The 12119-nt window shown below is 63.6% G+C and carries 11 protein-coding genes and 1 pseudogene; 7 read left to right on the plus strand and 5 right to left on the minus strand.

Translation table 11 applies throughout. From position 1 onward, the window contains the following. The first annotated feature begins 3 nt into the window (after positions 1-3). Entirely contained in the window at positions 4-924 is a 921-nt protein-coding gene (locus ABD002_RS12745; RefSeq protein ID WP_343791667.1) for a methyltransferase, TIGR04325 family, read from the plus strand. 48 nt (positions 925-972) lie between these two features. Here ABD002_RS12745 and ABD002_RS12750 read toward each other — a convergent pair whose 3' ends face one another. Next, entirely contained in the window at positions 973-1896 is a 924-nt protein-coding gene (locus ABD002_RS12750; RefSeq protein ID WP_343791668.1) for a cupin-like domain-containing protein, read from the minus strand. A 174-nt stretch (positions 1897-2070) separates the two neighbouring features. Between ABD002_RS12750 and ABD002_RS12755 the strand changes: the two genes are divergently transcribed. After that, positions 2071-2889: a methyltransferase, TIGR04325 family gene (locus ABD002_RS12755; protein WP_343791670.1), complete on the plus strand. Its 819-nt coding sequence runs from the start codon at positions 2071-2073 to the stop codon at positions 2887-2889. A gap of 42 nt (positions 2890-2931) precedes the next feature. Next, positions 2932-3072 carry a hypothetical protein gene (locus tag ABD002_RS19720; RefSeq protein WP_425545130.1) on the plus strand — a complete coding sequence of 47 codons (141 nt, stop codon included), beginning with the start codon at positions 2932-2934 and terminating at the stop codon, positions 3070-3072. Positions 3073-3174: 102 nt separating this feature from the next. Here ABD002_RS19720 and ABD002_RS12760 read toward each other — a convergent pair. Continuing rightward, a pseudogene (locus tag ABD002_RS12760) lies at positions 3175-3876 on the minus strand (cupin-like domain-containing protein); the annotation flags it as partial. Positions 3877-4208: 332 nt separating this feature from the next. On the opposite strand from ABD002_RS12760, the gene ABD002_RS12765 reads away from it, so the two are divergent. Continuing rightward, on the plus strand, positions 4209-4919 hold the full coding sequence (locus ABD002_RS12765) for a hypothetical protein (protein WP_343791674.1): 711 nt from the start codon (positions 4209-4211) through the stop codon (positions 4917-4919). Between the two features lie 39 nt (positions 4920-4958). Here ABD002_RS12765 and ABD002_RS12770 read toward each other — a convergent pair whose 3' ends face one another. Further along, complete coding sequence (locus ABD002_RS12770; RefSeq protein ID WP_343791676.1) at positions 4959-5654, minus strand: J domain-containing protein; 696 nt, start codon at positions 5652-5654, stop codon at positions 4959-4961. A 167-nt stretch (positions 5655-5821) separates the two neighbouring features. After that, entirely contained in the window at positions 5822-7030 is a 1209-nt protein-coding gene (locus tag ABD002_RS12775) for a carboxylate--amine ligase (protein WP_343791678.1), read from the minus strand. A gap of 488 nt (positions 7031-7518) precedes the next feature. On the opposite strand from ABD002_RS12775, the gene ABD002_RS12780 reads away from it, so the two are divergent. The 3 genes from ABD002_RS12780 (at position 7519) to ABD002_RS12790 (ending at position 11257) form a co-directional block, all read left to right on the plus strand. Further along, positions 7519-8577 (plus strand): GNAT family N-acetyltransferase, encoded by a 1059-nt coding sequence (locus tag ABD002_RS12780; protein WP_343791680.1) that lies wholly within the window; start codon positions 7519-7521, stop codon positions 8575-8577. Further along, the gene (locus ABD002_RS12785) at positions 8574-10283 is read left to right on the plus strand and encodes a thiamine pyrophosphate-binding protein (RefSeq protein WP_343791682.1); all 1710 of its coding nucleotides are present in this window, start codon (positions 8574-8576) and stop codon (positions 10281-10283) included. The genes ABD002_RS12780 and ABD002_RS12785 overlap by 4 nt, the downstream gene beginning before the upstream one ends. Positions 10284-10411: 128 nt before the next feature. Continuing rightward, positions 10412-11257 carry a methyltransferase, TIGR04325 family gene (locus ABD002_RS12790; RefSeq protein WP_343791684.1) on the plus strand — a complete coding sequence of 282 codons (846 nt, stop codon included), beginning with the start codon at positions 10412-10414 and terminating at the stop codon, positions 11255-11257. A 214-nt stretch (positions 11258-11471) separates the two neighbouring features. On the opposite strand, the gene ABD002_RS12795 is transcribed toward ABD002_RS12790, so the two are convergent. Then, a partial coding sequence (locus ABD002_RS12795) for a hypothetical protein (protein WP_343791686.1) occupies positions 11472-12119 on the minus strand: 648 nt, incomplete at its 5' end.

Genomic DNA, 12119 nt, shown 5'->3' on the forward strand with positions numbered 1-12119 from the left:
AGGTTGATCGACGCGGTGACGGGACGTTTGCGCTCCCGTCGTTTCCGGACCATGCTGCGAATTGCGTCGGGTGATACCGATATTGCAGCAGTAGTTGCTGCATGCGGAGCGATCATGCCGGCCGCAGCGATGGCAATGGCAAGGCGGGGGCTGAGGCCGCTCATGCCACGTTTCCTGGTCGAGCACGTCGGCCAGCGCCGGTTCTTTGCGGCGCGCGGCTGGCAGAACCTGCATTGGGGCGTTTTCGATTCGTTCGCAAGCGCGCAGACCTTTGCAGCGAGGTTCGGTGCGGATACGCGCTACCGGACCGACCACGAAGTCGGCCTGCAACAGCACCTGACGATCAAGTCGCACGACTACCCGATCCTGTACTGGCTGACCCGGTTGCTGCCGACATTGGGTGACGGCCGCTTTATCGATTTCGGTGGCAGCGTCGGTGCCTCCTATTACGCATATCGTGATCGCCTGCCGCTGCCACGCGGCATGGTCTGGACGGTTTGCGAGCTGCCCGAGGTCGTCGCACTGGGGCGCCTCTTTGCAGAGAAGCGGGCGGCGCCCGCCCTGAGTTTCACTGACCGCGTCGAAGTACTCGACGGCGCCGAACTCCTGTTCACGGCGGGATGCCTGCAATTTGTCGAGCAGCCGTTGGCTGCGATCCTCGGCGCGCTCGACAGGATGCCGCGCCATGTCCTGATCAACCGTCTGTGCCTGACCGGTGGAACGCCGTACGTGACGTTGCACAACACGGGCTTCTCGGTCAGTCCATGCCGGGTCGACAGCATCGCCGCGTTTGTCGCGAGTCTGGTAAATCTCGGCTATGTGCTGGAGGACTCGTGGCACTGCCTGGAGAGTTCCCTCTACGTTCCGTTGCATCCCGAATGCACACTGCAGCATTTCCTGGGGTTCTATTTTCGCGATGCCTGAGCGTTGGTGCCGTTTGCGCATGCACCTCCGCGTGTCCGCGGTGCCCGGTCAGTACACGTCCGCGAACGCGTACGGCGCGCTGTCCGGACGGATCGTACGGCCTGCAAGGTGCCGCGCCAGTTGCGCCGAGTTCGACGCGAAGCGCCAGCCGCCGTGAACCAGCGCGTCGAGTCCCTTGTTCTGGCCGACCGGCGGCGGCGTGATGCCGAGACTGCGCATGCGGTCGTGCGCCTTGTGCAACAGACTGTCGCGCCGCGTCGCGTCGGTATAGTAGGTGAAGCTGACCGTGATCGAGGGTTCGCTGCCGTTCTCGACCATGTGCGGACTGGTCGACGGCATGTAGGCGCCCTGGCCCGGCTCCAGGTGGAACACGTGCGCGCGCTCGCGCAGCTCGTCGCGCCAGACCAGCAGGTCGCGTTCGTGGCGCGCATGAAAGCGATCGCGCGCCTGCTCGCTCGCCGCGACCGTGTCGCGATGGTCCCAGACATAAAGTGTCTTGCGCCCGCGGATCTGCAGGATGAAGTTGTGCTCCTTGTCGAAATGGAACGGAGTGACCGTGTTCGGCGAGGTCACGAAGATCCAGCCGCCGCGATAGCACATACCCGGATCGCTGCGATCGACCCCGACCTTCAATTCGTCGAGTACTTCGTCGACCAGGGTGCGATAGGTCGGGTCGGACTGCACGTTGAGCAGGGACATCCATGCCTTGGCATCACGGATCTGCTGCAGGGTTTCCGCGGCTGACTTCCGGTTCGGATGCAGACGCGGCGCGGTGTTGAACGGTGTGCCAGCCACCGCTTCATTGCTGTGCGTGCGCACGCGACCGTCGATCTCGAGGCGTTTGCCGAGTTCGATCAATTGGTCCGGTTGCAGCAGTGGGTGCTCCATCAGCCGGTGCTGCACGGCCTGGATGCGCCACGGATCGAAAGCGCTCCAGTCGACGTCGACGAGGCGGGTTGCGTGGGCACTCATGATCGCATCGTTCCCCCTTGCGTATGAGTCCGCTCTAGTGTCCACTGCCGAGTCGTCGGGGACAAGTCCGGGCATGCCGGCATCCGGGGTCCGCGCACGCATGGGTGCGTCCAGTGGGACACGTCGCGATGACACGCGCGCGGCGGCGACGATGTGATTCAGCGAGGAGGGGCGATGGGCGTATCGCAATCGCTGCGCGCGACGGCCGACTGGGCGGCGACCGTGCCGGGCATCCGCCATGTGCTGGAAGCGCTGTACGAGCGGCGGTTCACGCACGGGGCGCCGACAACGGGCAACTGGTATCGCGGCGTATTCTCCAGCTTCGCCGAGGTGCAGGCCAGCGCCCCCACGACGCGTCCGCTCGGCTACGACAATCAGCATGCAGCCGCGCTGTATCGGGAGCGTGCGCGCCGCGTCTACATCAGCGACTATCCGGTCATGCTTTGGCTTGCCCGTCTGTTCGAATCCGGCAACACGTCGGTGTTCGACATCGGCGGCCATATCGGCATCGCGTACTACGCGTACCAACGCTACGTGCGCTATCCCGACGCGATCCGCTGGCGCGTACTCGACGTGCCCGCGGTCATCGCAGCCGGTGCTGCATGGGCGCACGAGCACGACGTGTGCCGGAGGCTCGAGTTCACTGAGCGCCCGGCGGACGCCGACGGCTGCGACATCCTGTTTGCGTCCGGATCGCTGCAGTATCTCGACTATACGCTGGCCGATCTGCTCGGCTCGCTGGCGCAGCCACCACGCCACCTGCTCGTGAATCTGATGCCGATCCACATGAACGAATCGTTCTTTACGCTGCAGAACATGGGGGCTGCGTATTGTCCGTACCGGATCATGGCCGAGCGCGAATTCATCGATGGCCTGAAAGCCCTCGGTTACACCCAGCAGGACCGCTGGGAGAATCCGGATCGGCGCTGCGAGATCGCCTATCGCCCGGCACATTCCCTGGATCGCTATTTCGGTTTCTATTTCAGCCGCTGAAAACGCGGAGTGACCGAGTGTGCAATTGCTCGACCTGTTCGCGTGATCAACGCCTGCATTGGGTCAATCCGCCACCGCGTATGGACTGAAACGGGTATGCGACGGACAGACGTCCGCACGGGGGCCAAACCTGCGTGCGCCAACCAGCGCACGAGCGCAGGGATAGGTCATCGTATCGAGTAGCGGGTGTCGGCCGACTGCGGGTGGTTCGATGCCCACGTCGCGCACCACGTCGTGCATCACATGCAGCAGCGCGTTGCGATGTGTCGCGTAGGTGCTGTAGGTACAGCTCATCGAAATCGACGCATCGTCGCTGGTTTCCACCATGTGCGGGCTGGTCGACGGCATGTACACGCCCATGCCGGGGCGCAGATGGAACGCATGCGCGCGTTCCCGGAACTCCTCATGCCACTGGACCAGATCCAGCTCGTGGCGCGAGTGGAAACGATCGCGTGCGCGCTCGCTGACCACCACTGCATCGTCAGCGTCCCACACGTATATCGTCTTGCATCCGCGCACCTGTAGCAGGATGCCGTGATCCCGGTCGATGTGGAACGGTGTGACCGTGTGCGGTGAGGCCACGAAAATCCAGCCGGCCCGGTAGTACATGCCGGGATCCTTGCGCTCGATGTGCGGCTTGATGGTGTCGAGGATCGCGTCGAGCAGCCCGCGATACACCGGATCGGCCTGCACGTGGCGCAGATCCAGCCATGCCTTGGCATCGACGATGCGCTGCACGGTGTCGGCGGCGTGCTTGCGGTTCGGATGCAGGCGCCACGCTGCATCGAGATTCGTGCCCGCCGTCGCTGCATTGTTGAACGTGAAGATCTGGCTGGGAGCTCCAGCCTCGAAGCGCTCGGCGAGCGCGGCCAGTTGATCGGGTTGCATCAGAGGATGTTCGGACAGCTGATGGCGAACCGTCTGGATGCGCCATGGATCGAACGTGGTCCAGTCGAAATCGATAAGGCCGGTGGCACTGGCGTTCATGATTTCCGCCCCCCTTGACAGGTAGAGGGATTTGAAGTATCCGCCCGTCTGCCGCCGGTGTCACTATCTGGATGACAGGGGCGCTTCGGTGATCTACTGATCAATTCTGGATTGACGCGCTCGCGGTTGGTCGCTTTCACTGGATTCCGGCAGTCGCTCCAAGGCCGCAGAGGTGCGATCGCATGTATCGGCACATTCGGGTTTTGGCGGTGCGATACCGTTGGTTGACGGTACCGGCAGTCCTCGTGCTTCTCCTGGTCGGCCTGGGCCTGCGGTCATCGCGGGTACGAGCCTTCGTCTACTGGAGTTGGACGGGTCACGAAATCAGACGTGTGGTCAACGTTCCGCCGGCGGGGACGCAGGCGGGCATCCCGTCACCCGGTTCGCATACGCTGCTTGGCCAGGAGGACCAGCACGGTATCAGTCCGGCCGTCACCTCGCCGATCGACACGCAGGCAAGCGGCAGTTCATTCATCGTGTTCAACGGGGGATACGCTTCGAACACGGAGCCGCCCACCGACAACAAGGGCAACACCTGGACACCGCTCGGACCGCCGGTCGTCTACAACGGCTACGGCGGCGCGTTCGACATCAAGGCCTATATCTCGCTGTCGGCACGCGGTGGAGCGGCCCATACCGTCAGTATCGTCAAGAACGGTTATGCGGCAGGTGAGCTGTCGCTGCCGTTCGTCGAGCTGCGCAATGCAGGGATCCTCCAGGACATCGCGCAGAATTACCCCGCGCAGGGACCGCGCGCGACCAGCGGGCGCGTGATCACGACCGGTCCCGCCACGCTCATTGCACTGTGGTGGGGCGATGCGCCTCACCTGGTCAATTCGGCGATTCCCGGCAACGGCTTCACCTTGATCGACAGCTTCGTCGATCTGCCTCCTAACAGTGGCGTGCAAGTCGCCGTCGCCTACCGGCAGGTCGGCGGCCCCGGCACCTACGATGTGACCTGGACCCAATCGCCGGATCAGGGTGCGGTGCTGTGGCTGCTCGCGTTCGAGTCCGATTTCATCTTCGTCAACGGATTCGAATGAGGGCGACGTGCGTCGCCGCGCAGACCGGGGCAGGAGAAATCACTCGACGGCAGCGGATCGTTCGGCCGGTCCGCGCTGACGGGCGATGCGCAGGTCCGTTTCGTCGCTGCCCGTCGGCCGCGAGTGCGCGACCTTCAATGGATTCAGTGGCGAGCTGTACCAGTCGACCAGCATGTCGCGATCGAACAGCAGCCAGGATGGCCCATATTCCCAGCGATCACCGCCATCCAGGTACGGCTCGCCCTGCACGTCCCGGACAATCTTGCGCGGCATACCCAGCCTGAGGGTTGCGGCGGGCACGGTTTGGGTCGTGTTCGAGGGCGGCGACTGAATGGCCGGAGTATCGGACTCATCGACAGTGGCATCGACCAGCAGCAGGATCGCGCAAATCAAGCCGATGCCGATCAGCAGCCATACCCATGGCAGACGCCGTTGGGGTTCTGGCGCCGCGGATCGCGGCACCTGCATGTCGATTCTGGGTTTCGTCGTTGCAGCCGATGCGGGTGCACCGGGCAACCGTCCATAGCGACGCTCGAAGTCCATCGCATCGTTGTACAGCCGTGTCAGCCTTTGGAGTTCGGAAGCCGCCAGTGCGGCATCTCCGCCATCGCGAATGCGGTCTGGATGCAGTTCGGCCACGCGACGGCGATACGCGAGCTTCATGTCGGGCAGGCTGGCCGACGGAGTCAGTCGCAGTTCCCGATACAACGAGGAAAAATCGAGATCGACACTCATGGGCACCTGCTGTTCATCCACCGTCGTCCCGCGCCGGAGCGGGATCCTGCAGCCGGTCGTGCACATTGGCCGGATTCGAGGAATCCCGACGCGGCGATGACTCCGCGAGCAGCGACCGCAACCGCCGGTTCGATGATACGCCGCAGCGTGGGCCTGGACACGCCAGCCTACTGCCTGCCCAAGGCGCGCCGGACATTGTTCCGGATCAGTTGGCCGGAAATGTTCCAGGCGACGGACAGCCCGGGCCCGGGATCATCGAACCGGAAGACATGGAAATGGGCGCGTGCCCACTGGCCAAGAATCTTCCTTCGCGGGTCTCTCGCCGCCGGAGGCTGTGCAAGGACAGACTTGATGTCCCCATACAGACTGACGCAGCCGACACCGCTCGCGTAGTTCCGCGGCGCAGCTGTGACCGGAAGTCCGTTGGCATCCTGGAATGCCATCCGGCAGACGTTCACGCCGCAACGCGCGGCGAATTCGACGTACCACCAGGCACGCGTGTTGACCTCGAGTATGCAAAATTTCCCGTTGCGGGAATCACGCTTGAATTCGGCGCTGAAAATCCCCCGGTAATTCAATTCCGACAGCAGGTCGGCCACGCTTTCCATCGCACCCTGCACCTCCGTCAGCGGAATGCTTTGGCAATAGGAGCTGTTGCCAAAATCCGGTGGGTAAATCCTTATTCTCCGGCGCGCAAACAGGCCGGTCATGTTTCCGTTCCGGTCGCGGAATCCATCGACAAAATAATGGTCGGAGGAACTGCCGGGGATATATTCCTGCGCCATGACCTTGAGTCCGTGCGCATCCAGCTTCAGCCAGATCTCGTCGAACTCCTTCCGGTTCCTGGCCCAGATTCCCTTGGCGCCCATGACTTGGCTGAACTGCTGGGAATTGGCCGGCTTGATGAACACCCGATCGAGCTCGTCGAACGGAATGGCGTCTATATCCGCGCTGCAGTCGATCGAGAATGTGCGCGGGTGTGGGATTCCGGTGCGCGCGAGGAATTCTCCAAATCGCGCCTTGTTCTGCAGGATCTCCAGGCTGTCCCGCGAACTGGTGCTCACCCGGAATCGTGCGTGCAACTCGCTTTGCGGAATGTCGGCCAGCCACAGGGCGGCGTCATCGGCGCCCGGGATCAGGACCGCCTCTTCGAGGGGCATTGCGCGCAGGATATCGTAGGCTTGGGGCCCGACCTCGCCATTCCAGGCGACGGGTCCTGGAGTTGGTCTGTACCAGCGCGAGCGCGTCGCCAGATCGCCAGGCGGGCAAGCTACATAAGTCGGTATGCCGGCAAGGTGCAGGGATCGCAGTGTGCCCAGGCCTGTCTGATCGTGCCCCAGCACAATCGCCGGTATGAGATGATCGGGATCAGCCATTTCCGACGTCCGAGAGATCTGGAAAAAGCAATAACGCCGAAACCTTGCCGACACCGTTACACGCGGGGATGGTAGCCCATGCAGGGTGCCGTCACCATATCGATGGTTGGAGATCGCGTGGGCTGGTCCCGTCGACGCGGGATGTATAGGGGAGCAGGTTTCTCGCGGGCGAATACTCGACGCGACTGCCACGGCATGACACGCATCCGGCCCGATCCGTTGCAGCGTGGAAGATTGTTCCACAGCGTCATGGGTGATTGACGAAGCAGTACGGCAATCCATTCTTCATTGTTTCGTGCCAAGGTATCCTGGCGTGGAAGCGTTGGACGGCCCTGTCGCCTGATAGGCCGAATTTTGGAATCGGGGCGGCTGCATCGATTGCGTTGAAAGGCGCCGCAGGTCGGACGACATCTGGGCCCGGCGAGCGATGGGGCAGGCGGCCCGTGGGGCGTCTTCGCAGTCACTTCAGTGCGAAGGAGACAACGCTGGTGGCGACCGAGGTCACGACGCGCATTCTCGCGGAGGGCGAGTACCCGCATTGGGCGACCTTGGTGGCGGGTTCGCCCGACGGCAGCGGCTACTCGCTGCCGGACTACCTCGATGCCCTTTGTGGCGCGGCGGGTGGTAGTTATCGCGTTCTTGTCGCCGAACGCGAGGGGCAGATCGTGGGTGGAATAGCGTTGTACGAATGCCCGTCCAGGTTCGGGACCTGCATATCGCCACGCCTGCTGCTCTACTACAACGGCATCGTACTGATGCCTCACGACACGAAATATCCTTCGCAGCGTGCCTCCTGGCACCTGCAGACCCTTGCGGCCCTGGAGCAGGCGCTGTCGCGCATGCGCCATGCGCGCCTGCGTTTGAAGAGCCGAGCCACATTCACCGACTGCCGCGTATTCCAGTCGCACGGCTGGTCGATCGAACCGCATTTTACGTATGTGGTGGACATTTCCGACCTCGATGCGGCATGGTCCCGCGTCGACAAGAACCTGCGCCGGCTCGTCGGGCGCTGCCGGGAGCAAGGCCTCGAGATGACGATGGACGGCGATTTCGATGCGTTTTACCGCCTCCACGTGCAGACGCACGAACGCAAAGGTGCGGCGCTATACCTGCCGCGCGAGGCCTTTCGCATCTTCATCGAAGATCTGCGCTCGAAAGACCTGTGCCGGCTCTACCACGCGCGCTTGCCCGACGGACGCGCCATCGCGACACAGCTCGTGCAGGTGAGCCCGCACCCGGTGACCCACACCCTGTCTGCGGGCGCCGATGCCGAGTTCCTGAATCTCGGCGCTTCAGCATTCCTGCGCTGGAAGGTTTTCGAGGATCTTGCGAGGCGGGGGTACAAAGCCAACGACATGACCGATGCCGCGCTCAATCCGGTCACCCACTTCAAGAGCCAGCTTGGCGGAGACCTGATGATGTGCCTGGAGATCTCGCGGCCCGACCATCCGGTCTTGCGCCTTGGGGAGCGCGCCATATCGATTCCGCGTCGCGCAAAGCGGCGCTTGCTCCGCATGCTTCGGCCCGCTGCGGAGAGAGACGCATGACCGTGCCGGTGGCGTCTGGCGCCGAGCTGATTTGCGAGGCACTCCATCGAGCGGGCGTCGAGTGCGTTTTCGGACTGCCGGGAACGCAGAACGTGGATTTGTTCGAAGCCCTGCGCAACTCTCCGCTGCGGACGGTCGTCGCCGTCCACGAGCTTTCAGCGGCAATGATGGCCAATGGCTACTACCGCGCATCGGGCCGGCCCGGCGTGCTGGTCACGATCCCCGGTCCCGGCTTCACCTGGGCCCTGTCCGGCTTGGCGGAAGCGTCGCTGGACTCCACTGCGTTGCTGCACATCGTCGGTCAACCCGCCCGTTCGCCCGGCGAACGGTTTCAGCTGCAGGCTCTGGATCAGGCGGCAATGGCGTGTCCCATCGTGAAGGCCGTGCATCAGGTCGACCGCGCAGAGGATGTCGCCGCCGTTCTGGGGGCCGCGCACGCGCAGTCGCTCAGCGGCGAGCCGGGCCCGGTTCTGATCCAGACCGCGCGAGCCATGCTTGCGCAGCGGGCAGGCGCTGCCGTCGCGGCCACTCAACCGGGCAACACGGCATGCGCAGCCGACCTGTCCGTGGTCGATGAGGTCGTCCGCGCGCTCGTGACCGCGAAGCGCTGCGTGATCTTCGCAGGACAGGGCGCCAACGATGCTTCGGATCTCATCGTACGGTTGGTGGAAGGCGCTTCGGCGGCCGTGGTGACCACCACGTCGGGCCGCGGCGTCGTTCCGGAGGACCATCCGTTGTCGCTCGGCTTCGAACTTGGCGGCAACGGAACCCAGACCCTCAACGCCCTCATCGAGGCCAGCGACCTCGTGCTCGCGATCGGATGCAAGTTCTCGCACAACGGCAGCCGTGGATTCCAGCTGCGCATCCCGGCCGAGAAGCTCATCCACGTGGATGCATCGGCCGACGTACTCGGCGCAAATTATCCCGCCCGACACACACTCTGCATGGATGCGCGCGCGTTCGCGGCGGCGGTGCTGGACAAGCTCGTCGGGCGAGGACGTCCCGCCGGTTTCAGCGCCGACGAAATCGCGCGGTTTCGCGAGCGCGGGCGTGAAGAGGGAGCGGGCGATCTCGTCGAACCGAAGATCCACGGCGTCCGCTCCGGCAAGCCCGAGGAATTCTTCGCCGCGCTGCGCCGGGCGATGCCGCGGTCATCCTGCCTGGTCACGGATTCGGGTCTGCACCAGGTGCTCGTGCGCCGCTACTTCCGCGTGCTGCACCCGCGCGGCCTCATGACTCCGACGAATCTGCAGTCAATGGGATTCGGGATCGGCGCCGCCATCGGAGCCTGCCTGGCCGACCCGAGCCGTCCGGTGGTGGCCTTGATCGGGGACGGCGGTCTCGCGCTTTCCGGGCTCGAGCTGCTGACGGCGGTGCGCGAGCGTGTCGGTCTGACGGTGATCGTGTTCGTGGACGGAGCCTACGGCATGATCCGGGTCCAGCAGCTGGCGGCGTTCGGCCACACCCACGGAACTGAATTTTCCGGACCTGATATCGCAGCGCTTGCTGCGGCGGTGGGAGCGGCGCATGTGCGCCTGGAGGGCGACCCGGAAACCGTCTTGCGAACAGCCATCGAGTCAGGGCGCGTCACCCTCGTCGAGGTCGGTGTCGGAGATACGCTTCCGATGCAATGGATGCGGGCGAAGGGAGTCGCCAGGCACTGGTTATTTTGGCTTGCGAGATTTGGCGCCCGTTCACGCAGATGAGCATCTCCTATGCCAAGGCGGGCGAACGCGAGCAGACACCTTCTTCCCGGAGATGAGTCGGACGTCGCCGGATGTTGCACGTTTCATTGCAGCAGCTTGTCGAGGGCAGTCGGGGTTGATTTGACCTGATGAGCGTTGTTGCCGCGGGAGGCCGCGTGGGCATTGTTCGGCGAAACCTCCATCACATCGCAAGCGAAATCGCCGTATTGCCGGGAGTGCGACTGCTGGCCGAGCCTCTCTACTGGCGCGAGTTTCGCCAGCGACGAATCGGTAACACCTATTACGGCGTATATAAAACACGCGCTGAAGCCGAAGCGCGCGTGCATCAGTCAGCGCCTTCGAGTTTTGACATCGAAGCGTCGGGTCGCATGTACGACCATCGACTCACAATGCTCGAATCCTTCGATTATCCGGCGCTGTTCTGGTTCTCGAAGTTTCTCGATGGCGGGCAGCGCCGCATCTTCGATTTGGGTGGCCATGTGGGCCTGAGCTATTACGCGTTTCAGCAGTATCTGGACTATCCAGGCGACATGCGCTGGCAAGTGCATGACGTTCCTGCGGTGATGCAAAGCGGTCGCGCATTGGCTGCTGAGCGCGACGAGAAAGGCATGCTTGAGTTTGTCGATCTTGCCGCTGCCGACGGTAGCGACGTGTTGATGGCGAAGGGTTCGCTGCAATACCTCGACTACACCTTGTCAGACCTGTTGCTGCGGCTGGATAAGAGGCCGGCTCACGTGCTCGTGAACCTGACTCCGATGCACTCGAGCCGCGCATTCTTCACGCTGCAGCATATCGTCATCGCGATTTGCCCTTATCGCATCGGCGCGCTGCCGGAATTCCTCGCAAGCGTCCGATCGCTGGGCTATCACCTGATCGACTGCTGGGATCACCCGGAGCGGACGGTACGCGTGCCCTTTCACCCGGAATGTTACGTCGACCGCTACTACGGGTTCTATTTCCGCCGCGACCGATAGCTCCAACGCGCAGGCGCGTAGATGCCAGCGCCGTTGTCCGTGGATTGGTCGACCCGAGGCCATGCAGGGTTATGCGCCATCGCCATTGCGGCAGGGCGGCTCGTGTTGATCGCGACGGCTCTCGAAAGTGGTGCCGCGATTTTCCACATCGTGCGGGCAGGGCGTTTTTCAACGCCCTGCCCGCTGTTTCAGAGGGGAACGCTCCTGTCGAAGGTCAGTGCTCGACGGCGCCCAGGTCCATCGTGGTCGGGCGGGGCTGCGCAATGTACGTGACCGCGTCGGTCTCGTAGCTCACGGGGTACGCCGCGACCTGTGGCAACTGCGCTTGAGCTTTACCAACCGCCTGACCATTGGCGAGTGGCACCAGGGTAGTCAGATCGACCGGCGGGGTCGTGCCGGTGATCATGTTCTGGCTGCCATTGAGCTGACCGGGGACCGGGTGCCAGGGATCGCTGTCGGCCCAGCCCGCGGTGATCCAGTTCACGCCCAGGTTGAGGATGCCGCCGGCGGTGTAGCCCACATCGACTTCCTGGCTGGTGCGCATGGCCGGATAGGTGATGCCCGGGTCGAAGGTGAAGACGTTGTTCCAGACCTGCGCGGTCTCATCGGTGGTGGACAGACGGAACAAGAAGGCGCCGTTGACCGTGCCTTGGGCCCGGAGGCGCACCGTGTTGTTGTAGAAGTACAGGGTGCCCTTGCGGTATTGCGCTTCGCTGCCGATGTGGTCGCCGCCGTAGTGGAGCATGACGGAGCTGGACGGCGGCAACACGATCTGGTTGCCGTAGACGAACGCGGTGTGGTACGCCGGATCGGCGAGGGCGACCGTGCCGTAGTCCTGCTCTTCGACCAGGTCGATGCCGTA

This window comes from Dokdonella soli, assembly GCF_039523175.1.
GTDB lineage: Bacteria > Pseudomonadota > Gammaproteobacteria > Xanthomonadales > Rhodanobacteraceae > Dokdonella_A > Dokdonella_A soli.